Genomic DNA, 24,235 nt, shown 5'->3' with positions numbered 1-24,235 from the left:
CAAAGATGGTGTCCGTTTTGTCCCCGCACAGTGATGCGCATCACGCCGACGAGTCCATAGCACCGGTCCCCGACGGCACCACGCCCGGGGGCTGTGCGCCGGGTGACCGCGGACCGTACAGCGGCTCCCGGGGGAGCAGCGGGACGGCCGCCCCGGACGCGTGCGAGCGGGCCCGGCCCAGCCTCGGCCACGGCACCCGGGCCGCCTCGCGCAGCGGCGCCGCCCAGTCGTCGGGCGGGCAGGACGGCGCCCCCAGGCAGTGCCGGAGCAGCCCGGCGGTGGCCCGGGCGTCCCCCAGCGCGGTGTGGGCGGGGAACCGGCCGAGCCCGGCCGCCTCCGCACAGGCCGCCAGGCCGAAACCGCCCGCCTCCGAGAGGTGCGCCCGCGCCAGCCGCATCGTGCAGAGCAGCGGGACGGACGGCAGGACCACTCCGATCCGGGCGAACTCGCGATCGAGGAAGGCGTGGTCACAGGTGACGTGGTGGCCGACCAGCACCCGTCCGGCCAGCAGCTCCAGCAGCCGCGGCGCGATCTCGCGGAACCGGGGGGCGCCCTCGACGTCGGCCTGGGCTATCCGGTGCACATGGGTGGGGCCGACCGGGCCCGCCGGATCCAGCAGGGTGCAGAACTCGGCCTCGGGCCGGAGCCGCTCGTCCAGCAGCACGACGGCGACCTCGACCACCCGGTGCCGCCACGGGCTGCGGCCGGTCGTCTCCACGTCCACCACCGCGAAGCCCCCGGCCGCCGGCACGGCGGCGGGCATCCCTGGGGGCGGGCCGGGAAGCATGGCGGCACTCCTCGCGTGCTCAGCCCCCCATGGGCGCAAACGAGTTCGATCGTAAGCCGACCAACGGCGCCGCTCCCAGGCCCGGCCCGGGATTCTTCACAACGATTCGGCGAACCGCCCCCGCCGGTCGACGGGGGCGGCGGGCCGGGGCGCGCGGCCCGGGCCCGCCCCGAGCCGAAGGGCCGCGCCGGTGCCGAAAGGGTGGGCCCCTCCTGCCCGATGCCGGGCAAGGAGGACAAGCGACGGAGCGACGTCGGGGGCACCCCCGGCCGGAGGCTGGGGGAGAGCGACGGAGCGCCGACCGTCGGCACCGGGTCGAGCGCCCCGGAGGCGAGCGGGCGAAGAACGCTGGCCTCAGGCCCCGAGGGCGGCCCGCAGGCGACGCTCGTCGACCCGCCAGAAGTCGTGCTGTCGGCCGTCGATCAGGGTGACCGGAATCTGCTCCCAGTAGGTGCGGTACAGCTCCTCGTCCTGCGTGATGTCCTTCTCCTCGAAGGTCGCGCCCAGCTCGCCGGTCACCCGGACGATCACCTCCCGGGCGTCGTCGCAGAGGTGGCAGCCCGGCTTGCCGACCAGGGTCACGGTGCGGTCGGCCGGCTTCGGGCTCTGGTTCTTGTCACGTCGCAGCAGTGGGCTCACCCGGCCATTGTGCGCCCGCCTCACACCCGTCCGTCCCGGCGGCCGGACGGCGCGCCCGCCGGCCCCGGCACCGCCGGGCCGTCATCCGGGGCGGTCGCTGTTCACCCCGTGGGCACGCCGCCGTCACGGCCCCTCCCGGCCCGGCTGGCTATGCTCGGTGGCATGGCCGTGCTCCGAAGGCTCACCCAGTCAAGACGTTCCACCGCCGAGCGGAGCGCCCTGGCCGGCGAGGCTGCGGCCGAGGCCGCGGAGGCCGCCCTGCGGGCCGCGCCGGACACCTCGACCGACCCGGGGGCCGCGGGCGAGCAGGCCGCCGCCGGCGAGCAGGCCCCGACGGCCACCGCGCCCGACCGGGCCGCGAAGGCCCCCAAGGCGCCCGCCGAGAACCACACCCCCGAGCGGGACGATCCGCGCGCCGCCGCCTTCTTCGACTGCGACAACACCATCCTGCGCGGCGCCGCGATCTTCTACCTCGGGGTCGGCCTCTACCGCCGCGGCTTCCTCACCCGCCGCGACATCGCCCGGTTCGCCTGGCAGCAGGCCTGGTTCCGGCTGCACGGCGCCGAGGACCCGGAGCACATGGCCGACGCCCAGCACACCGCGCTCGGCCTGGTCGCCGGCAAGTGCACCGCCGATCTGGAGGCCATCTGCGAGGAGGTCTTCGAGGAGGTCATCGCCGACAAGATCTGGCCCGGCACCCGCGCCCTGGTCCAGATGCACCTGGACGCCGGCCAGCGGGTCTGGCTCGTCACCGCCGCCCCGCTGGAGGTGGCCCGGATCATCGCCCGGCGGCTCGGCATGACCGGCGCGCTCGGCACCGTCGCCGAGGCCCGGGGCGGCCTGTACACCGGCCGGCTGGTCGGCGAACTGCTGCACGGGCCCGCCAAGGCGGCCGCCGTCCGCTCGCTGGCCCGACGCGAGCGGCTCGACCTGGACCGCTGCGCCGCGTACAGCGACTCGGCCAACGACATCCCGATGCTCTCGCTGGTCGGCCACCCGTACGTGGTGAACCCGGACGGCGCGCTGCGCCGGCACGCGCGGGCCCAGGGCTGGCGGGTCCGGGACTTCCGGACCGGGCGGAAGGCGGCCCGGGTGGGCCTGCCGGCCGCCGCCGCGCTCGGCGTGGCCGCCGGGGCGACGGCCGCCGGGATCGCCCTGCACCGCCGCCACCGCGCCTGAGGCCACGCCCGGCGCCACACCCGGGTCGGCGCCCCCTGAGCGGGTGACCGGCCGTCAATCCGTACACCGAACAGGGCGCCCGTACGGGCTAACTCCCCTCCCCCGACGGAGAGTCCGGAGCATCTGAACGAACCTGTCACCCAGTGACCGGTTCTGATCGTTCGTCAGACGGGGAAAGTCAGGGGTTACCGAGGCCAACCCCGGGGAAACCGGCCGCCTGACCGCCGAATTGGTCACCCAGTGCACCCGTTCGATCACGTTGAGCCGGATGAACGATGACACGTTCGGTCAGTGTCAGCCGAATATGCACGTCATGTGGATCCCAAACGACCACTTCGACCACACGGTGTAGCTGTCATTGCACAAAGCGTTATTCTCTCCTGGATGCACGTCCCCACGCGCCCCGCTCGAACGGGCGGTGCGGGTGTGCTCTCCGCGCAGGCGGAGGTGATCCGTCCACAGTTCTGCCTCTGGGAGTCCCGTGTACCCACCCGTCCGGAACGACGCGCCTGCACCCTCCCGCCCGTCGCCCGCCCCCCTGCGCTCCCGCACCAGCCTGCGCGGCCGCCCGGCCTCGGCCCGCCAGATCTCCACCGGCCTGGAGCTGTTGCGCACCCTGCTCCGCAGCCAACTCGTCACCTCGCCCCAACTGGTGCCCGTCGGGGCCCCGTTCGGCCACCAACAGGCACAGCCGGCCGGCCTGGCCCTGCGCACCACCGCGGCCGGCTCCGCCGGAACGGGCTCGCGCGGGCGCACCGGAGCCGCCGGCAGCAGCGGGCGCAGCCGGGCGCGGACGGCCCCGGCCCCCGGCTTCGAGACCGAGCACAACCCGATCATGGAGCTGGTCGAGCGGGCCCAGGCCGGCGAGAGCGACGCCTTCGGCAGCCTCTACGACCACTACGCGGACACGGTCTACCGCTACATCTACTACCGGGTGGGCAGCCGGGCCACCGCCGAGGACCTCACCAGCGAGACCTTCCTGCGGGCGCTGCGCCGGATCGGCACGTTCACCTGGCAGGGCCGCGACTTCGGCGCCTGGCTGGTGACCATCGCCCGCAACCTGGTGGCCGACCACTTCAAGTCCAGCCGCTTCCGCCTGGAGGTCACCACCGGGGAGATGCTCGACTCCAACGAGTGCGAACGCAGCCCGGAGGACTCGGTGCTGGAGTCGCTCTCCAACGCGGCCCTGCTGGACGCGGTGCGCCGGCTCAACCCGCAGCAGCAGGAGTGCGTCACGCTCCGCTTCCTGCAGGGGCTCTCGGTGGCCGAGACGGCCCGGATCATGGGCAAGAACGAGGGCGCCATCAAGACCCTCCAGTACCGCGCGGTGCGGACCCTGGCCCGCCTGCTGCCGCCCGACGCGCGATGAGCGGCCCGGTGACCGGGGGCGGCGGTGCGGACGGCGCCGGCGAGATATCCGGTGGACCGTCACCGACGGAGGCGGTCCGACACGTCCGGGTGAACGGTCGATCCGATGATCAGCCGTGCGTAACCGACCGCCCGCACCACTCGTTGGCCAGCGTGCAAGCCTCCACCAGGCGTACGGTCAAGTCGAATTGCGACCTCTCACCCGATGGAGTGGCTTTGGCCCGCCGAGGCAACCGTCCGGCAGGCCGGGGTGTCGACAACGACGAAGGGAGGTGTGGCCCGTGACGGCAAACGTGCTGGAGCACCGGCGGGCGAAGGCCTTCGCCGAGGCGCTGGAGGCCCACCAGGCAGAGGAACGCGGCGCCGCCAGTGACGGAGCGGCCGACACCGCTTCCACCGGCGCCGGTTCGGCCGCGATGGCGGGGCTGGTCGGCATGGTCGGCGCACTCGGCGCGCTGCCCGGACCGGCGCTGGACCAGGGGGTCCGAACGGTCCAACGCGCCCAGCTGATGGCCGCGTTCGAGCAGGCCTTCGCCGGCGGACCGGGCGCCGCGGTGCCCCGCCAGCGCGGGCACCGGGCGGTCCGGACCGCCCCGCGCGGCCGCTGGAGCCGCCGTTTCGCGATCGGCGGCCTGGTCGCCGGGCTCGCCGTCGGCAGCCTCGCCGGCGCGGCCGCCGCCAGCGCCAGCGCCCTCCCCGGGGACACGCTGTACGGCATGAAGCGCGGCCTGGAAGGGCTCCGGCTGGACCTCGCGGACTCCGACAGCGAGCGCGGCACGCTGCTGCTGGACAACGCCGCCACCCGGCTCGGCGAGGCGAAGAGCCTGGTCGGCCGGACGGACGCGGCCGGCTCGCTCAGCCCGGGCACCGTCGACCAGGTCCGCAAGGCGCTCGACGACATGCACGCCGACGCCCTCAGGGGCCGCGACCTGCTGCGCTCGGTCTACCGCAGCAACGGCTCGCTGGACCCGATGCGCGCCCTGGCCGGTTTCGCCCAGGACGAGGACGGCCACTGGACCGAGCTGCAGAGCAGGCTGCCCGTCCAGCTGACCTCGCAGGCCCACCTGGTGGACCAGCTGTTCGACGACATAAGCGAGGACGTCGCGCCCCTGCGGCTGGCCCAGCCCCCCGCCAAGAGCGGTGGACCGGCCGGCGGCGGGGCGGGCGGCGGCGCGGGCGGCGCGGCCGACGGCACCTCACCGGCCGACACCCCGGCCGTCGGCGGCAACGCCGCACCGGGCGCCGGGCCGGCCCAGGGCGGCGGCGCGGGCAGCGCGAACGGCGGCAAGGCCGGCAGCACCGAGCGGGCGCCGTCCGCCGGGGCGAGCACGCCCGGCACCGGCGGCAGCGGCGGCGCGCCCAGCAGCGTGCCGAGCAACGCGGCGGGCGCGGTCGGCGGGCTGGTCGACAACCTCACCAGCGGGCTGACCGGCCCGAAGCCCTCACCCAGCGCGGACCCCGCGCCGGACCAGGCGGCCCCGCAGCCGTCGGGCTCGCCGAGTACGGCTCCCGGCACCGCACCGCAGGGCGTCGAGGTGCCGCCGCTGATCCCCGGGCTGCTGCCCGGCCTGCGGATCCTCGGCGGCTGAGCCGGCCGGGACGGTCGCACGCGCAGGGCCCGGGCGGATCCGCCCGGGCCCTGCGCCGCTGTGCGTCCGCAGTCGGACGAATGTCGGACGACCTCAGAAGAACACCGAGCGCCGCTGCACCAGCAGCTTGTAGAGGGTGTGCTGGATGGTCTCCCGCACCTCGTCGGCGAGGTCGAAGACCAGCATCGGGTCGTCCGCCGCCTCCACCGGGTGCCCGTCGGTGGCGATCGGCTCGCCGAACTGGATGGTCCACTTGGTCGGCAGCGGCAGCGCGCCGAGCGGCCCGAGCCACGGGAAGGTCGGCGTGACCGGCACGTACGGCAGCCCCAGCAGCCGGGCCAGCGTCCGGAAGTTGCCGATCATCGGGTAGGTCTCCTCCGCCCCGACGATCGAGCACGGCACGATCGGCACCCGGGCCCGCAGGGCCGAGGAGACGAAGCCGCCCCGCCCGAACCGCTGCAGCTTGTAGCGCTCGGAGAAGGGCTTGCCGATGCCCTTGAAGCCCTCCGGCCAGACGCCGACCAGCTCGCCGCGCTCCAGCAGCGCCTGGGCGTCCTCGTTGCAGGCCAGCGTGTGGCCGGCCTTGCGGGCCAGCTCGTTGATGCCGGGCAGGACGAACACCAGGTCGGCGGCGAGCATCCGCAGGTGCCGTCGGCTCGGGTGGTGGTCGTGGATGGCGACCTGGGTCATCAGGGCGTCCAGCGGGATCGTCCCGGAGTGGTTGGCGACGATCAGCGCGCCGCCCTCGGCGGGGATGTTCTCGATCCCGCGCACCTCGACCCGGAAGTACTTCTCGGCGAGCGGACGCAGCAGCGCGAGCAGCACCTCGTCGGTGAGTTCGCGGTCGAAGCCGAACTCGTCCACCTCGTAGTCGCCGGTGATCCGGCGGCGCAGGAAGGCGAGGCCCTCGGCGGCACGGCCCTCCCAGCCCTTGCCGAACAGCCGGGTGGCGGCCGGGCCGAGCCGCCCGGTCAGCGCCCCGCCGACGGCGTCGGCGAGCTGGTCGGCCAGGCCGGCGGGCCGGTCGGGCTCGCTCCAGCTCGGCGCGGACTCGATCGGGATGACCTTGGCCTCGCCCGACGCGTTCTCGGCAGCGGCACTCATCGCGGGTTCAGCTCCTGGGTCGGCTTGGGTGCGAACGGGCGGCCGGCGCGTGCTCCGGCCCGAGCAGCGCGGCCAGCCCGTCGGTGACGGCGGCGAGCCGCGCGGGCGGCAGCAGGCCGGCGGACTGGGCGGCGGCGAAGTCGGCGAAGGCCTCCGGGGTGGTGAACCGCGGCCGGTACCCGAAGGTCTCGCGCAGCCGGGTGGTGTCCACGACCCGGCCGTGGGTCAGCAGCCGCAACTGCTCGGGCGAGAAGTCGACCATCCTGGTCTGCCGGGCCAGCGCCGCCATCCAGCTGATCGCGGGCAGCAGCAGCGGCAGGGTCGGCCGGCCGAGCCGGCGGGCGCACTGGGAGAGCAGCAGGACGCCCTCCCCCGCCACGTTGAAGGTGCCGGTGTTGACGGTGTCCGGCTCCGGGGGCCGCGCCGCCCGGCAGAGCACCGCGACGACGTCGTCCTCGTGGGCGAACTGCAGCCGGGGGTCGTAGCCGAGGACGGTGGGCAGCACCGGCAGGGCGAAGTACTCGCCGAGCGGGGTGTCCGCGCCGGGGCCGACGATGTTGGCGAACCGCAGCACGGTCACCGCGACGTCGGGGCGGCGGCGGGCGAAGCCGCGGACGTAGCCCTCGACCTCCACCGCGTCCTTGGCGAAGCCGCCGCCCGGCAGGTTCTTGGGCTGGGTCCGCTCGGTGAACACGGCCGGGTCGCGCGGCGCCGAGCCGTACACGCCGGTGGTCGACTTCACCACCAGCCGGCGCACTCCGGGTGCCTTCTGGCAGGCGCCGAGCAGCTGCATGGTGCCGATGACGTTGGACTCCTTGACCGAGGAGCGGTTCGTGGAGCCCAGTCCGGTGGCGCTGACGGCGAGGTGGACGACGGTGTCGACCCGGTGCTCGGCGATCACCCGGGCGACCGCCGGGCGGCGCAGGTCCAGCTGCTGGAAGCGGTAGGGGGCGGCCGGCCCGTCCGGCTCCTCGACGGGGTGCCGGGGCGGCTGCACGTCCACGCCGACCACCAGGTCGACGCCGGGCAGGCGGCGGATCTCCGCGACGAACCGGGCACCGAGGTGGCGGGCCACGCCGGTGACGAGCACGACCATGCCCACAGTGCTGCACCCCATTCCTCGGCCTGAAGCGGCCCTGCGTGCACCGTACCGCGCCGCCACATCGGGCCGTGAAACGACACCGCCCGCCCAGGCCACGGGGGCCTGGACGGGCGGTGGAAGCGCCGGGCGCGCAGCTGCGCGGCGGGCGCTTACTTCTTGTTGCGACGCTGCACGCGGGTCCGCTTCAGAAGCTTGCGGTGCTTCTTCTTGGCCATACGCTTGCGACGCTTCTTGATGACAGAGCCCACGGAACAACCCTCGCTCACTGAGACTCCCGTCCGTGAGAGACGGAGTCCATACGACTGACGGAGGGCCTAGCCTACCGTCCACGCGGCCAGGGCCGTAATCGTGCTCCCCTGACCGGGAAACTCGCGGGAAATCCGCGGCGAACGAGCGCGGGGTCCACCGGCTGTGGACCCCGCCCCCGTCAGCTCGCCCTACGCGCTTTCGAGCCGCACGTAGGACTCCTTGAGGTACTCGTGCACCGCCTGCTGGGGCACCCGGAAGGACCGACCGACCCGGATGGCCGGCAGTTCTCCGCTGTGCACCAACCGGTACACCGTCATCTTGGACACCCGCATGACCGCAGCCACCTCGGCCACGGTCAGGAAGACGACTTCCTGCAGGGGGCGTTCGCCGGAACTCATGACCATCACCCGACCCTTACCCGTGTGCAAGGCACCGGCTTCCCCTCCGGTGACTCCACCGGCACACGTGTATCCCCAGAGTAGTTATGGGTGGTACCAGTGGGAAGAGGGGGAAGCCCAGTCCTCGTACGGTGAGAGATAGTCCTGTTGCAGTACGTAGTCACTCGGCGATCTGTAGCAGTCGGCGTGCGCACCGCCGCGCGCCTCCACGACCGGGGGCCGGGATTCAGGGCAGCAGACCGTGGTGCGGCAGGACGGCGCGGCGGGCGGCCAGGATCGCCTGGTCGAGGCGGTCGGCCGGATCGTATCCCGCGTCGAAGTCCCGCCAGACCGGCCGGGCGCCGTCGGTCATCCGCAGCGGGGCCGGGCGGCGGGTCCGCCGGTAGACCTCGGCGCGCCAGTCCTGCGGCGTCTCGGTGGCCGGGTCGACGGGCCGCCCGGCGGCGGTGGCGACCAGGTGGGTCCAGGTCCGCGGGACGACGTCCACGACGGCGTAGCCACCGCCGCCCAGGGCGATCCAGCGGCCGTCGGCGTGCTCGTGGGCCAGGGCGTGCAACTCCTCGGCGATCAGCCGCTGGGCGTCCACGGTGACGGCGAGGTGGGCGAGCGGGTCCTCCAGGTGGGTGTCCGCGCCGTGCTGGGTGACCAGGACCTGCGGGCGGAAGGCGGCCAGCAGTTCGGGCACCAGGGCGTGGAAGGCGCGCAACCAGCCGGAGTCGCCGGTGCCGGCGGGCAGCGGCAGGTTGGCGGCCGAGCCGGGCGCGGCCGGGCCCCCGGTCTCGGTGGCCCAGCCGGTCTGCGGGAAGAGCGTGGCGGGGTGCTCGTGCAGCGAGACGGTGAGCACCCGGGGGTCGTCCCAGAACGCCTGCTGGACGCCGTCGCCGTGGTGGACGTCCACATCGACGTAGGCGACCCGCTCGGCGCCGAGTTCGAGCAGCCGGGCGATGGCGAGCGCGGGGTCGTTGTAGATGCAGAAGCCGGACGCCCGGCCGGGCATCGCGTGGTGCAGCCCGCCCGCGAAGTTGACGGCGTGCGGGGTCTCGCCGCGCCAGACGGCCTCGGCGGCGGCGACCGACTGCCCGGCGATCAGCGCGGAGGCGGAGTGCACGGCGGGGAAGGCCCAGTTGTCGTCGGTGCCGAGCCCGTGCCGCTGGTCCACCTCGTCGGGGTGGGCGGCGGCGTGCTTCACCGCCTGGACGTACGCGCGGGTGTGCACCAGGTGCAGGGTGGAGTCGCCGGCGGCCGGCGCGGACCGGACGGTGACGCCCGGCCCGGTGTTCAGCCCGAGGGACTCCACCAGGCGCATGGTGAGCGCCAGCCGGGCCGGGTCCATCGGGTGGCCGGGACCAAAGTCGTAGGCGGTGACCGCCTCGTCCCAGAAGAGGTGCAGGCCGCAGGGGGTGTCACGCTCGGCTTCGGGCATGGCGTCCACGGTAGTGCGTGCGCGCGGCGCGACGGCCGCCAGGTCGCGCCCCGGGGGCGGCCCGGCGGCCCGGGCACTACCCCCGGGAGAGCCGGGCGGCCGGGCGGGCCGCGGGGGTGGCCTCGGTGCCGGTACGGCCCGCCAGACGGCAGCCGAGGCAGTCGGGGTGGCCGCCCCGGGCGGCGGTGTCGCGGGTGCGCCAGTGCCGGCGGCCGTCCGGGCGGGGCCCGGTGGCCTTGCCCCAGCCCGCGAGGTGCAGCAGCCAGGCGGCGAGCGCCCCCGACCCGGTGACGGCGAGGCCGCCCCAGAGCGCGGCGGCCGAGCCCGCCGCGAAGGCCACGCCGGCGAGGGCGCTGCCGGCGATCGCGAGCGCCGCACCCGTCCAGCCGGCGACGGTGTGGCCCATGTCGTGCTCGTCGTGTGCGCCCATGTCTCCCTCTTTGGTGTGATGGGGCTCAGGTGTGATCGGGGCCCGGTTGTGATGGGGTTGGCGGACGGCCGACCGCATGATGGGAGCGGTTGCGCCGATGATTTATCTCACGAGCTAAGTAACTTAGATGCTAAGGAGATTTCCCGTGGAGGGCAAGCCGCGCCCGCAGGCGACGGCCGAGCAGGCGCAGTACGCGATGGACCGGATGATCGCGCTCGCCCAGTTCGGACAGCAGGACATCGCCGCACGGCTCGGGCTCAACGTCACCGACCTCACCTGCCTCGGCTTCGTCATCGAGGCGGCCATGGCCGGGGAGCCGCTCGCCGCCGGCGACCTCGCCGAGCGGGCGCAGCTGACCACCGGCGCGGTGACGGGCGTGCTCAACCGGCTGGAGAAGGCCGGGTACGCCGGCCGCGAGGCCGACCCGTCCGACCGGCGCCGGGTGCGGGTGGTGATGGCGGACTCCGCGCAGGCGCGCATCCTCCAGGTCTACGGCCCGATGTACGAGCGGCTCGGCCACCTGTTCGCCGACTACACCCCGGACGAGATCGCCGTCCTGGCGGACTGGTTCACCCGCGCGAAGGCCCTGATGCGGGAGTCGCTGGACGAGATCCGCGAAGCCTGAGCACCAGGCCCGCGCCGAGCCCCTCGCGAGGCCCGGCCGTCAGGCCCGCGCCGGGACGAGCGCCGGGGCCGGGGCGAAGCGGTCGGCCAACGGGAGGACGGCGAGCACCAGGAGCATCGGGGCCAGCAGCGCCCAGCGGTACGAGCTCGCGTCGGCGATCGCCCCCACCAGCGGCGAACCGATCAGGAAGCCCACGTAGTTGAAGAGGTTGAGCCGGGCCACGGCGGCGTCCGCGCCGGCCGGGAAGAGTCGCCCGCCGGCCGCGAAGACCTGCGGGATGATCGCGCAGATCCCGAAGCCCAGCACGGTGAACCCGGCGATCCCGGCCCAGGCGGCGGGCGCGGCGGCGGCGATCGCGAAGCCCAGCGCGGCCAGCGCCGCGCCGCCGCGGACCACCGGGACGGCGCCCCAGCGCTGCACCGCGCGGTCGCCCAGCGCGCGGCCGAGCAGCATCGCCACCATGTAGCCGAGGTACGAGAGCTTGGCGACGTCCTCGGGGCTGCCCAGGCCGTCGGTGAGGTACTTGACGCTGTAGTTGGAGACCGAGGCGTCCGCGATGTACGCGAAGGCCATCGCCAGGCAGAGCGGCAGCAGCGGCCGCCACGGGACGGCCCGGGCCGCCGCCTCGGCGGCCTCCCGGACGGCGTCGCCGAGTTCGGCCGGCCCGGCGAACCTTGTGCCGGCCAGCACCGCGAGCGGGGCGATCACCGCGGCGGCCGTCCCGAACAGCACCGGCAGACCGAGGTGGTAGTGCGATCCGAGGCCGGTGACGACCGTGCCGAGGATGCCGCCGAGGCTGAAGGCCGCATGGAAGCCGAGCATGATCGAGCGGCCGTAGCGGCGCTGCAGGCCGACCCCGAGCATGTTCATACTGGCGTCCAGCGCCCCGACCAGCAGGCCGAACGCACCCAGCGCGAGGGCGAGTTGCCAGAGCGTGCGACCGAAGCCCACGCCGGCCAGGCTGAGGCAGACGGCGGGCTGGACGGCCCGCAGCACCGCCCGCGCACCGGTCCGCCGCACCAGTTGCTCCGAGACGATCGACCCCACCCCGGCCAGGATCGGCACGGCGGCCAGGAAGACCGGCAGCAGCGCGTCGCTCAGCCCGTACCGGTCCTGGATCTCGGGGATGCAGGTGACCAGCAGCGCGAAGGTGACGCCCTGGAGCAGGAAGCTCGCGGCGAGCGCGGCCCGGCCCGCCCGCAGCCGTGGTGGTGTCCCGGTACCCGGCGCTGTCCCGATCCTCACGCACACCCCGCTACTGGCCGGTACGACGATGTTGGCGAGAGCGTAGGGGGTGGCGCGGCTTTTGGGGAGGGGGTGCGCAACCGGGAAGCGGCGGCCGGACCTAGCCGAGCAGCGCGAGGGCCTCGGCGAGGTCACCGATCAGGCCGGTGGCGCCCGCGGCCGTCAGCCTCGCCGGGTCGGTGAGCGCGGTGTAGCCGTACACGTCCATCCCCGCGGCCCGGGCGGCCAGCACGCCGTTGACGCTGTCCTCCAGCACCAGGCAGCGGGCCGGGTCGACGCCGAGGGTGCGGGCGGCGTGCAGGAAGAGGTCGGGTGCGGGCTTGCCGATGCCGACGTCCTGGGCGCTGAAGATCCGCTCCTCGGTGAAGTGGCCGCGCAGACCGGTGACGTCGAGGGCGGTGCGGATCCACTCGTGGTGCGCCGAGGAGGCCAGGCAGAACGGCACGGAGCGCTGCCCGAGCTCCTTCAGCAGCGTCTCCGCGCCCCGTACGGCGGTGAGTTCGGCCCCGAACGCGGCGAACACCCGGGCGTGGAACAGCTCGTCGAAGCCCTCCGGCAGCTTCGCGCCGTCGTGCCGCTCGGCGATCACGTCGTGGATCCGGTGGGCCGCGGTGCCCATGAAGTCCCGGTAGGAGTCCTCGATCGTGGTCGGGTAGCCGAGTTCCGTGAGGTACTCGGCGAGCAGCCGGTTGGAGAGCGGCTCGCTGTCCACCAGCACGCCGTCGTTGTCGAAGATCACCAGGTCGTAGGCCATGCGGTCGAGCCTACTGGGCGGCCTACTTGCCGCCGGAGGCCAGCTCCCGCGAGCGGTCCCGGGCCGCCTCCAGGGCGCCCAGCAGCGCGGCCCGCACCCCGTGGTTCTCCAGCTCGCGGATGGCCGCGATGGTGGTGCCGGCCGGCGAGGTGACCGCCTCGCGCAGCTTCACCGGGTGCTCGCCGGAGTCCCGCAGCATCACCGAGGCGCCGATCGCCGACTGCACGATCAGGTCGTGCGCCACGTGCCGGGGCAGGCCGAGCAGGATGCCGGCGTCCGTCATCGCCTCGACCAGGAAGTAGAAGTACGCCGGGCCCGACCCGGAGAGCGCGGTCGCCGCGTCCTGCTGGGACTCGGGCAGCCGCAGCGCCTTGCCGACCGAGCGGAAGATCTCCTCGGCCCGCTCCAGGTGCGCCTCGGTGGCGTGCGAGCCGCCGGAGATCACGCTCATGCCCTCGTCCACCAGGACGGGCGTGTTGGGCATCACCCGGACCACCGGGGTACCGGCCGCGAGCCGCGCCTCGAACCAGGCGGTGGGGATGCCCGCCGCGGCCGAGATCACCAGGCGGTCCGCGCCGACGTGCGGCGCCAGTTCGTCCAGCAGGGTGCCCATGTCCTGCGGCTTCACCGCGAGGATCAGGGTGTCGGCGAGCTTGGCGGCCTCGTGGTTGCCCACCACGGCGACGCCGTACTTCGCGGCCAGCTCGGCGGCCCGCTCCGGCCGGCGGGCGGTCACCAGGACGTCCGCCGGGTCCTTCCCGGCCCGCAGCAGGCCGGAGAGGAGGGCCTCCCCGATCTTGCCCGTCCCGAGGAAGGCGATCTTCTGCCCGTGCGTCGCGCCGCTGCCCATGCCCGCTCCTTGCATCCGTTCCTGCCGCCATCCTCGCACCGCTCCCCCGCCCGCAGCGGGACCGTCCACCCTGCGGAAGGGCCCCGGGCGCCACACTGTCGGGCACGACGGGCCCTAGGGAGAATCTCGGGGTTCTCCCCTATGGCTTCGGGCTGTGCGCAGGCGCACCGTGGAGGCATGGCACACGGAGAGATGTCCCGACGTGAGAACCGGCAGGCCGCCGTCGCAGCCGCGACGCTGGGCCCGTGGCGGACGGCCGCGGGAGTCGGTGCGGTGGTGGGGGCGACCGCCCTGGGGATCGACGCGATCACCGGCGACTGGTCGCTGAGCATGCTGGCCGGTCCGGCCGGCTGGGCGCTGTTCTTCTTCTTCCTGGTCGGCACGGTGGGCGGCCAACTGCGCAGGGACACCGCCGACCGTCGGCTGCGCAGGTGGGCGGACGCGCACCCGTGGAAGTCGGCACTGCCGGCGGCGGGCGGGCTGCTGGTGCTGAACATGCTGGCGCAGACGATCCTCGGGGACGCCGGCCTGTTCGGCGCGTTCTTCCTCTCGCTGCTGCCGGCCGGCCTCCTGCTGGCCGTCGCGGGCGTGGTCGGCTCGGTGAAGCAGGCCCGCGGCAAGGGGTGACGGCCCGTCCGGCCCGGACAAAAAGGGCCGATCGGAGCACATCCCACACGTGTTCATCACACGGTGTGCCCCCGATCAATGGATCGTCACACCCCGTCGGCATACTGGCGCGATGCCGATAGCCGAAGATCCAGAACCGCGCCCGTCCGAGGACCGGGCCCCGGACGGGGCGGACCCGTCCGGAGCGGACGGGAGGGACCCGTTCGCCGACCTCGTCCTGGACGAGGAGTTCGTCCGCGGCGCCGCCGTGAAGGAGCAGTCGGGCCGCACCCGGATGCTCAGTGCCCGGTGGCAGCACACCCCGCCGGTCGACCCGGGCGGCCGGCGGTCGGTGAACGACGGCCCGAAGAAGGGCCGGCGGTTCGGCCGCAGGCCGAAGCCGGTCGACCCCTGGGGCAACTCCCGCCCGCGCCGCCGGCCCGAGTGGCGCACGCCGCTGTACGTGGTGCTGACCGTCGCGGTGCTGCTCGCCGCGCTCAACATCGACGGCCTGCGGAGCTGGTACTCCACGCGCTTCGGCGACTCCGCCGACCGGCCCGGCGGCACGCGGTCCGCCGCACCGGTCGCCCCGGAGACGGCCCGGCCGACCACCGCCCCGCCGAAGACCGACGAGCAGCAGCCGACCGTCGACCACCCGTGGGCCGGCTCCCCCGCGGAGGGCTGGCCGACCACGCTGGACGCCTTCGACCCGCCACAGGCCCCGGGCGCGATCGGGGTGTTCAGCGCCGAACAGGTCGCCGCCCAGGTCAAGCTGGTCAAGGGGTACCTGGCAGCCGCCAACCTGGACCCGAAGGTGATCGCCGGCGGGCGGCCCGACGCGGCGCTCGCGATGCTGGAGCGGGAGACCAGGGACGACCTGGAGGCCGCGCTGGCAAACCCCTCGAAGGAGGACAACCCCCTCGGCTCGTTCAGCCGCTTCGATCCGCGCGAGGCGATCCAGGTCACCGACACGGTCAAGCTGCAGGGCCTGCTCAGCGTCGAGGGCGACGGGGAGCGGGGTGTCGTGGTGCACGCCGACTTCACCTACGTCTACGCGCTGCGCCCGGGCCCGGAGGCCGCTCAGCGGGCCTTCGCCCAGCACCCGACGGCGAGTGCCCCGCCGAAGTCGGCCCCGCCGGCGCCCAAGGACGGGACGGCCAAGCCGGTGGGGCTGGTGACGCCGGTGGCCGACGCCCCGGGGGACACCTGGACCGCCCGCACCGTGGTGCGCAGGACCGAGGACTTCCACTTCTACGACCCGGGCAAGTACCAGAACAGCCCGAAGAAGATCAACTTCGGCAAGCGCCGGTCGGAGTCCGGAAACTCCGCCTGCAACGTCTACGACGGCTACTACCACCCGCAGTTCGAGCAGTTCGCCCGACCGCGCCCGGAGCAGACCGGGCCGACCACCGACCCGTACGACCGCTCCAAGGACCTGACGGACTCCGGGGAGTGCGGCACGGTCAGCCGCAGCTGACCGCCCTGCGGCGACTCAGCGCCTGCGCGTGCCCCGGCCCGGCGCCTTCGCGTCGGGCCGGCCGCTGCGGCCGCTCTGGCGCCGCCCGTACCGGGCGGTGGCCCGCTCGTAGCGGGCGCGCTTGACGGCCTCGCCGGGCGCCTCGACCAGGCCGCGCAGGAAGTAGGCGAACAGCGCGCCGACCCCGCCGATGATCCAGACCACGCCGAGCGACTTGTCCTCGGCCATCCAGCCGGTCAGCTGGTCCTTGCCCTCGCTGAGCAGCTTCCAGTTGCGCAGCCCGGCCAGGCAGGAGCAGATCGCCACGGCGGCGACCAGCAGTCCGTTGACGAAGCCGCCGTTGTCGGAGAGCTGGACGCCCTCGACGGCGAAGCGCAGGACGAACGCCCCGGCCACGGCCGCGAGCAGGGCGCCGATCGGCACGACGACCCGGCGCAGCCGGTAGTCGGTGCCGCGGCCGACCCAGCTGGTGCCGAACCAGCGGATCGGTTCCGGCTCGGGGGCGCCGGCGGGCTTGGGGGCGGGGGTGGGGTCCTCGGTCACACGGCCGATTATCACCCGACGACCCCCGAACGCGGAGGAGCCGTCCCACCGGGCGGGACGGCTCCTCGGAGTGTCGCGGGGTGTCAGCCGAGCTTGGAGACGTCGCGGACGGCGCCCTTGTCCGCGGAGGTGGCCATCGCGGCGTAGGCGCGCAGCGCCTGGCTCACCTCGCGGACGCGGTCCTTCGGGCGGTAACCGCCCTCGGCCTCCAGCTTCAGCCGGCGCTCGTGCAGCTCCTCGAAGGAGACCTCCAGGGAGATCGTCCGGCCGGGGATGTCGATGGCGACGATGTCGCCGTCCTCGACCAGGGCGATCGTGCCGCCGGAGGCGGCCTCCGGGGAGGCGTGGCCGATCGACAGGCCCGAGGTGCCGCCGGAGAAGCGGCCGTCGGTGACCAGGGCGCAGGCCTTGCCGAGGCCCCGGCCCTTCAGGAACGAGGTCGGGTAGAGCATCTCCTGCATGCCGGGGCCGCCCTTGGGGCCCTCGTAGCGGATGACGACGACGTCGCCCTCCTTGACCCGCTTGGTGAGGATCGCGTCGACCGCGTCCTCCTGGGACTCCAGCACCACGGCGGGTCCGCTGAAGGTCCAGATCGACTCGTCGACGCCGGCCGTCTTCACGATGCAGCCGTCCTCGGCCAGGTTGCCGTAGAGCACCGCCAGCCCGCCCTCGACCGAGTAGGCGTGCTCGACGCTGCGGATGCAGCCGCCGGCGGCGTCGGTGTCCAGGGTGTCCCAGCGCTCGGACTGCGAGAAGGCGGTCGCGGAGCGGACGCAGCCGGGGGCCGCGTGGAACAGCTCGACGGCCTCGGGGGACGGGGAGCCGCCCCGGATGTCCCAGGTCTTCAGCCACTCGGCGAGCGAGTCGGAGTGCACGGTGTGCACGTCCTCGTTCAGCAGCCCGCCGCGGTAGAGCTCACCGAGGATGGCGGGGACGCCGCCGGCCCGGTGGACGTCCTCCATGTAGTACTTGCCGTTGGGCGCGACCTTGGACAGGCACGGGACGCGGCGCGAGATGGCGTCGATGGCCCGCATGTCGAAGTCCACCTCGGCCTCCTGGGCGGCGGCCAGCAGGTGCAGGATCGTGTTGGTGGAGCCGCCCATCGCGATGTCCAGCGCCATCGCGTTCTCGAACGCGGCGCGGGTGGCGATGTTGCGCGGCAGGACCGAGTAGTCGTCCTGGTGGTAGTGCCGCTTGGTGATCTCCACGATGTTCCGGCCGGCGTCCTCGTAGAGGGCCTTGCGGGCGGTGTGGGTGGCGAGCACCGAGCCGTTGGCGGGCAGCGAGAGGCCGATCGCCTCGGTGAGGCAGTTCATCGAGTTGGCGGTGAACATGCCCGAGCAGGACCCGCAGGTCGGGCAGGCGTTCTCCTCGATGATCGCGATGTCCTCGTCCGAGACGTTCTCGTTGACGGCGTCGGAGATCGCGTTGACCAGGTCGAGCTTGCGGACGGTGCCGTCCACCAGCACGGCCTGGCCGGCCTCCATCGGGCCGCCGGAGACGAACACGGTGGGGATGTTGAGGCGCAGGGCGGCCATCAGCATGCCGGGGGTGATCTTGTCGCAGTTGGAGATGCAGATCAGCGCGTCCGCGCAGTGCGCGTTGACCATGTACTCGACCGAGTCGGCGATCAGGTCGCGCGAGGGGAGGGAGTAGAGCATGCCCGCGTGGCCCATCGCGATGCCGTCGTCCACCGCGATGGTGTTGAACTCGCGCGGGATGCCGCCGGCCGCCTGGATCGCCTCGGAGACGATCCGGCCGACCGGCTGCAGGTGGGTGTGGCCCGGCACGAACTCGGTGAAGGAGTTGGCCACCGCGATGATCGGCTTGCCGAAGTCCTCGCGGGCTACGCCGGCGGCCCGGAGAAGCGCCCGGGCGCCTGCCATGTTGCGACCGTGGGTGACCGTACGGGACTTCAGCTCGGGCACTGTGCTCCACTCCTTCGGAGGCTGTGGCGGCGCCGCCGGTAGGGAGGGTGCGGCGGACGCTGTGTCTTTCGAGACTACGCCCGCCGTCCGGCGGGCGGACACCGCGTCCGCCATCCGGTCAGGCGGCGCCGCCCGGGGTGCGTGCCACGGTCAGGCTCAGGACGTAGGGCTCGGTCAGCCGGCCGTCGGGGAACTCCGCGAGCAGCGCGGCCCGCTCGTCGGCGAGGACGGCGGCCCGCGGCACGGGGTCGAGGGAGGCCAGGTAGGAGCGGGAGGTGAGGTCCTTGATCAGCTGGTCGACGGTGACCTCGCGCTCCCAGCGCAGCACGGCGGAGGCGGCGTCGAGACCGGCCTCGGCGAAGTGGCCGGCGTGGTGGTCGATCTTGCCGTAGCCGTGGTAGCGGCCGGGCAGGGCGGCGGCCATCCGCTCGCCGAGGGCGCGGACCCACGGCACGGTCTCGTCCTTCACGTTCCACCAGGCCGCGATGGCGCCGCCGGGCCGCAGGACCCGGACCGCCTCCGGGATCGCGAGCTCGGGGTGGATCCAGTGGAAGGCCTGGGCGTAGGTGATGACGTCGGCGCTGCGGTCGTGGAAGGGGAGCTCGTCGCCGCTGCCGCGGACCAGCGGGATGCCCGGCGAGGAGGCCAGGAACTGCTCGCCCATGCCGGGGCTCGGCTCGACGGCGACCACCTCGGCGCCGCGGCCGGCCAGCAGCCGGGTGGCGATGCCGGTACCGGCGCCGACGTCCAGCACCCGGGCGCCCTTGAGGCTGCGGCCGGCCAGCCGCTCCAGCTCGTCGAACAACCGGTCCGGGTAGCCGGGACGCCCCTGCTCGTACTCGGCGGCAACCGAGCCGAACGAGGTGGCGATCACCCGGTAGTCCGAATCATCCGTCATGTCTCCCCCTCGGTACGGCAGTTCGTGATCAGCGTACCCGGGCGGGAGTGGCCAGGTGGAGGCGGGTGAAGGCGAGCGCCTCGGCGAGATCGGCCTCGCGTTCGGCGGGGGACGCGGAACGCCGGGTGTTGACCTCCAGCACCACGTGACCGTCGAAACCGGTCCGGGCGAGGTGCTCCAGCAGCTCCGCGCAGGGCTGCTTGCCCCGGCCCGGGATCAGGTGCTCGTCCTTGCCGGAGCCGCTGCCGTCGGCCAGGTGGATGTGGGCGAGCCGGTCGCCCATCCGCTCGACCATGGCGAGGGCGTCGATCCGGGAGGTGGCGGCGTGCGAGAGGTCGATGGTGAAGTGCCGGTACTCCTCCTCGGTGACGTCCCAGCCGGGCGCGTACGCCAGCATCTCGCGGTCGCGGTAGCGCCAGGGGTACATGTTCTCGACGGCGAAGCGGACGTCGGTCTCGCCCGCCATCCGGTTGATGCCCTCGACGAACTCGCGGGCGTACTGGCGCTGCCAGCGGAACGGCGGGTGGACGACGACGGCGCTCGCGCCGAGCTTCTCGGCCGCCGCGCGGGCCCGGACGAGCTTGGTCCACGGGTCGCTGGTCCAGACCCGCTGGGTGATCAGCAGGCAGGGCGCGTGCACGGCCAGGATCGGCATCCGGTGGGCGTCGGAGAGCCGGCGCAGCGCCTCGATGTCCTGGCTGACCGGGTCGTTCCAGACCATCACCTCCACGCCGTCGTAGCCGAGCCGCTCGGCCAGTTCGAAGGCGATCGCGGTGTTGGCCGGGTAGACCGAGGCGGTGGAGAGGGCGACCTTGGTGTCGGGGATGTGCAGGCCGGGGTGCGGGGGCAGGACGAGGCGGTCGGTGGTGCGCAGCAGCGGGGCCGGGCGGGCGGCGGCCTGTCGGGCGGCCTTGACGGACTTCACCGACTGGACGGCGGCCTTGGCGGCACCGGCGGCGCGCGCCGTCCTGGTCCCGCGGGGCGCCGCTTCGGCGGGTGCGGTGGCGGGCGCCTTGCCGGGCGCCTTGCCGGTGCTCCCGGCGGCCTTCTTCGCCTTCGTCGCGGTGGTCTTCTCCGCCTTCTTCGCGGCCTTCTTCCCCGTGCCACCGGTGGCCTTCCGGGCCGACCGGGCGCTCTTCGCGGCGGTCGCGGCCTTCGCCGCCTCGGCCGCCTTGACGCTCTTCACGCCCTTCACGGCCTTGCCGAGCTTGCGGGTGCGGCCCGTCGCGGCGGCCTCCGCCGGCTCACCTCCGGCGGCCGCGGGCAGCCGGTCCGTGCGGCGCGGGGCGTCCGACCGCGGCCGCCCGTCCCCGGGAGCGCGGCCCTCCTGCGTCCCGTCCTCGCCCGCTGGTTGCGCCACGGGAGACAGCGTAAGCGGACCGCGCCCGGAACGGGGAGCGGCCCTCCCGGTGCGCCCGGTCGGACCGCACCCGGGCCCGGTCCGGTCGATCGCGCCCGGCCGGACCGCCCGCGGGACGGGGCCTCAGGTGGCGAGAGCCGGTCGGCGGCGGTCGACCGCGCCGTCCATGGTGTCCAGGCGGCGCAGGATGATGCCCTCGCGCAGCGCCCACGGACAGACGTCGAGCTCGTCCAGGCCGAAGAGGTCCATCGCGGCGTCGGCGACCAGGGCCCCGGCCAGCAGCTGCTTGGCGCGCCCTTCGGAGACGCCGGGGATCTGCGCCCGTTCGGCGACGGTCATCGCGGAGAGCCGCGGCAGCCAGGCGGAGAGGTTGCTGCGGGTGAGCCGGCGGTCGGCGTACGGGCCGGCGTCGGCGGGGGCGGCGCCCGTCATCCGGGCGAGCTGCTTGAAGGTCTTGGAGGTGGCGACCGCGTGGTCCGGGGTGCCGAGCCGGGCGATCTCGCCGACCACGGTGGCCATCTCGGCCCGGATGTGGCGTCTGAGTTCGCGCAGGCGCTCCGGGTCGGCCACGTCCCCGGGCAGCCAGCGGCCGGTGAGCCGGCCGGCGCCGAGCGGCAGCGAGCAGGCGACGTCGGGCTGCTCGTCCAGGCCGCAGGCGATCTCCAGCGAGCCGCCGCCGATGTCCAGGTTGAGCAGCCGGCCGGAGGACCAGCCGAACCAGCGGCGGACGGCGAGGAAGGTGAGCCGCGCCTCGTCCTGCCCGGAGAGCACCCGCAGTTCGACGCCGGTCTCCGCGGCGACCCGGCGCAGCACCTCCTCGCCGTTGGCGGCCTCCCGGACGGCCGAGGTGGCGAACGGCAGGATGTCGAGCACGCCCTTGTCCTCGGCGACGCGCAGCGAGGAGGCGACCATGCCGACCAGCTTCGCCACACCGGGCTCGCTTATCGCACCCTGGTCGTCGAGGAGTTCGGCGAGCCGCAGCTCGGCCTTGTGGGAGTAGGCGGGCACCGGGGCGGCCCCGGGGTGGGCGTCCACCACGAGGAAGTGGACCGTGTTGGAACCTACGTCGAGAACACCGAGTCGCATAACTCTCCACGCTACGCGATCCCGCCTCGCCGCAGACCTGGCACGTCGGTACTCGTGCTGGTCCGGCGCCTTGGTCCGGACCACCGGCGGCTCAGCGCCCGTGGGCGGCGCCCGGGACGGCCGGGCGGGCGGTGCGGCAGCCGGCGTCGACCCGGCGGCGGGCCCGGCCGGGGGCGTCGGTGATCAGGCCGTCGGCGTCCCGGTCGGTCATCAGCTGCCAGGACTCCTCGTCGTCCAGCGTCCAGACGTAGACCTCGCGGCCGGCCGAGCGTTCGGCGGCGATCCGGGCGGCGGTGGCCAGTGTCGCGTCCAGCGCGATGCCGTGCAGCGGCAGGTCACCGGGGTCGTCGGCGAGCGAGGCGCCCTGGATGAGGACGACCGGCAGGGCGGGGGCGGCCGCGTGGGCCTGGCGCAGGTGCTCGGCGGAGAAGGAGTAGAGGAAGACCCGGGCCCCGCTGCCGGCCGCGGCCCGGGCGGTCCGGGCGACGTCCTCGGCGCGCTGCCACTTGATCTCCATCAGCAGCGTGACGCGGCTGCCGGCGAGCCGCCTCAGCAGCTGGTCCAGCGTGGGCACGGGCTCGGCCGGCCCGGGGCCGACGGTCACCCGCAGGCCGGCGAGCTGAGCGGCGGTCAGGTCGGCGACGGCGCCCCTGCCGTCGGTGGTGCGGTCCACGGTGGCGTCGTGCATCAGCACCGGAACGCCGTCCCGGGTGGTCTGGACGTCGGTCTCCAGCCAGTCGGCGCCCTGTTCCAGGGCCTTCTCGAAGGAGGCCATGGTGTTCTCGGGGGCGTCGAGCGGCGAGCCCCGGTGGCCGATCACCACCGGTGCGTCGCAGACCCGCTGGGCCGCGACCGGGCCGGCGCGGAGTCCGGGTGCGGCGGCGCAGCCGGCGGCCAGGACCGCGAGGGCGGCGAGGACGGCCGCGTGGGCGGCGCGGGCGGCGAGGACGGCCGCGTGGGCGGCGCGGGGCGAGGCGGTCACGGCTCGGGCTCCAGCTCTGGTTCGGACGCCGGGAGGGGGCGGGCGCCCGGGCGGATACGGACACCCGGCGGGGTGCGGGCGCCCGGGGAATCCTCGACGGGGCGACGAACGATCAACCGACCGGTCCGACAACCCGACCGTGGCGTCGGTTCCCCTCAGCGTGCGCCCGCCGCCCGGCGCGTCCCGGCCACGGCGCACCGCGGGTCACCCGGACGCCCGCCCCGCGCGCAGTCAGAGCAGACCGTCCCACAGTTGCTCGACGATGACGGCCCACCAGTTCTCCGGATCGTCGAAGACCGTCGGGTCGAGCGCCGCCAGGCCGCGCTGCAGCTCGGCGACGGCGGCGCCGGCGGCCCGCGGGTCGAGCCCGGGCAGGCCGGGCAGCCACCCGGCGAACAGGGCCAGGCTGCGGACGAAGGCCTCCGGCCCGGCGTTGCAGTGCCGGGCCGTGGCGTAGTCGGGGTCGACGGCCCGGACGGCGCCGCAGGCGGTGTCCAGGGTGATCAGCGCCCAGCCGTCGGTGCCGAGCAGCAGCTGCGGGGCCAGCGCGAGGCGCTCCCGCTCGGCCACCCGGGTGCCGCGGCCGGTCTCCGCCAGGTGGGCGGCGAGCGGCGGCAGCACCGTACCGGGCCGGGTGCCGTCGGCGATGGCGTCCGGCCGCGGGTGGTGCAGTGCGAAGAACCCCTCGACGGTGACCGGCACGCCGGCCGCCAGCAACACCCGGGCGGTGACCTCCGGCAGGTCGGCCCGGGCGACGTCGGCCGGGTCGAAGCGCTTGACGCCGCCGGCGCCGAACCGTTCCACCAGCAGGGCCGGCAGCTCCCGGTCCGGCTCGGCGGCCGGGGCCGGTGCGGCGCGCGGGAAGGGCACCCGGTTGCGGGCCGGGCCGCCTGGCTCGGCCGGCAGCGCGCGGACGGCCGCCGCCCGGTGGTCGAAGCGCGGCCCGTACGGCAGGTCGGAGTCCACCCGGGCGCCCGGCAGTTCGGCGGCCAGCGCGTACGCCCAGTAGCCGCCGGGCAGCGCGCTCAGCCGCAGATCGGTGTGGACGGCCAGGACGTCCTGCGCCGGGACGCCCCGTTCGCGCAGCCACCACCAGCCGCGCAGCGCCGGGTGCGGCAGGCCGGGCGCCGAGCGCAGCACCAGCGACCGCACCTCGCCGAACTCGTCGCGGTAGGTCAGCTCGGCCCGGGTGCCCCGCCCGGTGGCCGGCGCCGCGGCGGGGTCGTGGGCGCCGGCGCCGAGGAAGTCCCGGTAGAGCGCGGTCACTTCGTCCACCGGCACGGACGGCCAGACGGTGAACCGCCCGGTGGCCCGGTCCACCACGGCGCAGGCCGCCCCCACCTCCTCGGGCGCGCGCCGCTCCCCCGTCAGCGGGTCCACCCCCACCGGCGAGGGCTCCGCCCAGACCACCCACCCGAGGTCGAACTCGTGCGAGTGCACCCGCCGGCTCCCGGTCGAGCCGTCGGCCGAGGCCCTCGGCAGCTCGCCGTTGATCCAGCGGTGGGCGGCCTCGATCGCCTGCGCGCGGGTGGTCACGGGGTGGTGCTCCTTGCATGGGCGCGGGTGGAGAAGGGCGCGCGGGCGGCGGACCGGCCGGTGGGCCGCGCGGGCGG

General features: G+C 74.6%; 24 protein-coding genes. 6 read left to right on the top strand and 18 right to left on the bottom strand.

Features of this window, described 5'->3' with window-relative positions:
- Positions 1 to 40 precede the first annotated feature (40 nt).
- Both ACFVYI_RS23370 and ACFVYI_RS23365 read right to left on the bottom strand, forming a co-directional pair.
- Positions 41 to 787: an exonuclease domain-containing protein gene (locus tag ACFVYI_RS23370; protein ID WP_387888677.1), complete on the bottom strand. Its 747-nt coding sequence runs from the start codon at positions 785 to 787 to the stop codon at positions 41 to 43.
- 354 nt (positions 788 to 1,141) lie between these two features.
- Positions 1,142 to 1,426: a glutaredoxin family protein gene (locus tag ACFVYI_RS23365; protein WP_360640293.1), complete on the bottom strand. Its 285-nt coding sequence runs from the start codon at positions 1,424 to 1,426 to the stop codon at positions 1,142 to 1,144.
- Positions 1,427 to 1,588: 162 nt separating this feature from the next.
- Between ACFVYI_RS23365 and ACFVYI_RS23360 the strand changes: the two genes are divergently transcribed.
- The 3 genes from ACFVYI_RS23360 (at position 1,589) to ACFVYI_RS23350 (ending at position 5,562) form a co-directional block, all read left to right on the top strand.
- A complete protein-coding gene (locus tag ACFVYI_RS23360; protein WP_387888675.1) occupies positions 1,589 to 2,605 on the top strand; it encodes an HAD family hydrolase in 1,017 nt (338 codons plus the stop codon).
- A 586-nt stretch (positions 2,606 to 3,191) separates the two neighbouring features.
- The gene (locus ACFVYI_RS23355; protein WP_387888697.1) at positions 3,192 to 3,974 is read left to right on the top strand and encodes an ECF subfamily RNA polymerase sigma factor, BldN family; all 783 of its coding nucleotides are present in this window, start codon (positions 3,192 to 3,194) and stop codon (positions 3,972 to 3,974) included.
- A 280-nt stretch (positions 3,975 to 4,254) separates the two neighbouring features.
- Positions 4,255 to 5,562: a DUF5667 domain-containing protein gene (locus ACFVYI_RS23350; protein ID WP_387888673.1), complete on the top strand. Its 1,308-nt coding sequence runs from the start codon at positions 4,255 to 4,257 to the stop codon at positions 5,560 to 5,562.
- A gap of 93 nt (positions 5,563 to 5,655) precedes the next feature.
- Here the strand turns inward: ACFVYI_RS23350 and ACFVYI_RS23345 are convergent, their stop codons facing one another.
- From ACFVYI_RS23345 to ACFVYI_RS23320, 6 genes are all read right to left on the bottom strand, one after another.
- Positions 5,656 to 6,666, bottom strand: coding sequence for a lysophospholipid acyltransferase family protein (locus ACFVYI_RS23345; protein ID WP_387888672.1), 1,011 nt, complete (start codon positions 6,664 to 6,666; stop codon positions 5,656 to 5,658).
- 7 nt (positions 6,667 to 6,673) lie between these two features.
- Positions 6,674 to 7,768, bottom strand: coding sequence for an NAD-dependent epimerase/dehydratase family protein (locus ACFVYI_RS23340; protein WP_387888695.1), 1,095 nt, complete (start codon positions 7,766 to 7,768; stop codon positions 6,674 to 6,676).
- Positions 7,769 to 7,917: 149 nt separating this feature from the next.
- Positions 7,918 to 8,016, bottom strand: a complete 99-nt coding sequence (locus ACFVYI_RS23335; protein ID WP_003948845.1) for a 30S ribosomal protein bS22 — start codon at positions 8,014 to 8,016, stop codon at positions 7,918 to 7,920.
- Positions 8,017 to 8,205: 189 nt separating this feature from the next.
- Positions 8,206 to 8,415, bottom strand: a complete 210-nt coding sequence (locus ACFVYI_RS23330) for a helix-turn-helix domain-containing protein (RefSeq protein ID WP_148644250.1) — start codon at positions 8,413 to 8,415, stop codon at positions 8,206 to 8,208.
- A gap of 226 nt (positions 8,416 to 8,641) precedes the next feature.
- Positions 8,642 to 9,838: an acetoin utilization protein AcuC gene (locus tag ACFVYI_RS23325; protein WP_387888670.1), complete on the bottom strand. Its 1,197-nt coding sequence runs from the start codon at positions 9,836 to 9,838 to the stop codon at positions 8,642 to 8,644.
- Between the two features lie 76 nt (positions 9,839 to 9,914).
- Positions 9,915 to 10,268: an HGxxPAAW family protein gene (locus tag ACFVYI_RS23320; protein ID WP_387888668.1), complete on the bottom strand. Its 354-nt coding sequence runs from the start codon at positions 10,266 to 10,268 to the stop codon at positions 9,915 to 9,917.
- Positions 10,269 to 10,413: 145 nt separating this feature from the next.
- Between ACFVYI_RS23320 and ACFVYI_RS23315 the strand changes: the two genes are divergently transcribed.
- On the top strand, positions 10,414 to 10,893 hold the full coding sequence (locus ACFVYI_RS23315) for a MarR family transcriptional regulator (RefSeq protein WP_387888667.1): 480 nt from the start codon (positions 10,414 to 10,416) through the stop codon (positions 10,891 to 10,893).
- 39 nt (positions 10,894 to 10,932) lie between these two features.
- Here ACFVYI_RS23315 and ACFVYI_RS23310 read toward each other — a convergent pair whose 3' ends face one another.
- The 3 genes from ACFVYI_RS23310 to proC form a co-directional block, all read right to left on the bottom strand.
- Positions 10,933 to 12,138 (bottom strand): MFS transporter, encoded by a 1,206-nt coding sequence (locus ACFVYI_RS23310; RefSeq protein ID WP_387888665.1) that lies wholly within the window; start codon positions 12,136 to 12,138, stop codon positions 10,933 to 10,935.
- 100 nt (positions 12,139 to 12,238) lie between these two features.
- Positions 12,239 to 12,892, bottom strand: a complete 654-nt coding sequence (locus ACFVYI_RS23305; protein WP_387888663.1) for an HAD family hydrolase — start codon at positions 12,890 to 12,892, stop codon at positions 12,239 to 12,241.
- A 22-nt stretch (positions 12,893 to 12,914) separates the two neighbouring features.
- Positions 12,915 to 13,742 (bottom strand): pyrroline-5-carboxylate reductase, encoded by an 828-nt coding sequence (gene proC / locus ACFVYI_RS23300; protein WP_387888661.1) that lies wholly within the window; start codon positions 13,740 to 13,742, stop codon positions 12,915 to 12,917.
- A 177-nt stretch (positions 13,743 to 13,919) separates the two neighbouring features.
- On the opposite strand from proC, the gene ACFVYI_RS23295 reads away from it, so the two are divergent.
- A complete protein-coding gene (locus tag ACFVYI_RS23295) occupies positions 13,920 to 14,369 on the top strand; it encodes a hypothetical protein (protein WP_387888659.1) in 450 nt (149 codons plus the stop codon).
- 112 nt (positions 14,370 to 14,481) lie between these two features.
- A complete protein-coding gene (locus ACFVYI_RS23290) occupies positions 14,482 to 15,825 on the top strand; it encodes a hypothetical protein (RefSeq protein ID WP_387888658.1) in 1,344 nt (447 codons plus the stop codon).
- 15 nt (positions 15,826 to 15,840) lie between these two features.
- On the opposite strand, the gene ACFVYI_RS23285 is transcribed toward ACFVYI_RS23290, so the two are convergent.
- From ACFVYI_RS23285 to ACFVYI_RS23255, 7 genes are all read right to left on the bottom strand, one after another.
- Positions 15,841 to 16,368: a hypothetical protein gene (locus ACFVYI_RS23285; protein ID WP_387888657.1), complete on the bottom strand. Its 528-nt coding sequence runs from the start codon at positions 16,366 to 16,368 to the stop codon at positions 15,841 to 15,843.
- A gap of 83 nt (positions 16,369 to 16,451) precedes the next feature.
- Complete coding sequence (gene ilvD, locus ACFVYI_RS23280; RefSeq protein ID WP_387888655.1) at positions 16,452 to 18,296, bottom strand: dihydroxy-acid dehydratase; 1,845 nt, start codon at positions 18,294 to 18,296, stop codon at positions 16,452 to 16,454.
- Between the two features lie 118 nt (positions 18,297 to 18,414).
- A complete protein-coding gene (locus ACFVYI_RS23275; RefSeq protein WP_387888654.1) occupies positions 18,415 to 19,194 on the bottom strand; it encodes a class I SAM-dependent methyltransferase in 780 nt (259 codons plus the stop codon).
- Between the two features lie 28 nt (positions 19,195 to 19,222).
- Positions 19,223 to 20,026, bottom strand: coding sequence for a sugar phosphate isomerase/epimerase (locus ACFVYI_RS23270; RefSeq protein WP_360640402.1), 804 nt, complete (start codon positions 20,024 to 20,026; stop codon positions 19,223 to 19,225).
- A 651-nt stretch (positions 20,027 to 20,677) separates the two neighbouring features.
- Positions 20,678 to 21,640 (bottom strand): Ppx/GppA family phosphatase, encoded by a 963-nt coding sequence (locus ACFVYI_RS23265; RefSeq protein WP_387888653.1) that lies wholly within the window; start codon positions 21,638 to 21,640, stop codon positions 20,678 to 20,680.
- A gap of 91 nt (positions 21,641 to 21,731) precedes the next feature.
- Positions 21,732 to 22,622: a glycerophosphodiester phosphodiesterase gene (locus ACFVYI_RS23260; RefSeq protein ID WP_387888651.1), complete on the bottom strand. Its 891-nt coding sequence runs from the start codon at positions 22,620 to 22,622 to the stop codon at positions 21,732 to 21,734.
- A 231-nt stretch (positions 22,623 to 22,853) separates the two neighbouring features.
- Positions 22,854 to 24,158: an SUKH-4 family immunity protein gene (locus ACFVYI_RS23255; protein ID WP_387888650.1), complete on the bottom strand. Its 1,305-nt coding sequence runs from the start codon at positions 24,156 to 24,158 to the stop codon at positions 22,854 to 22,856.
- Positions 24,159 to 24,235 lie beyond the last annotated feature (77 nt).

The sequence above is a fragment of the Kitasatospora sp. NPDC058218 genome (assembly GCF_042882445.1).
Lineage (GTDB): Bacteria > Actinomycetota > Actinomycetes > Streptomycetales > Streptomycetaceae > Kitasatospora.
The sequence above is the reverse complement of the archived record's forward strand: the minus strand, read 5'-3'. Positions and strand labels throughout refer to the sequence as shown.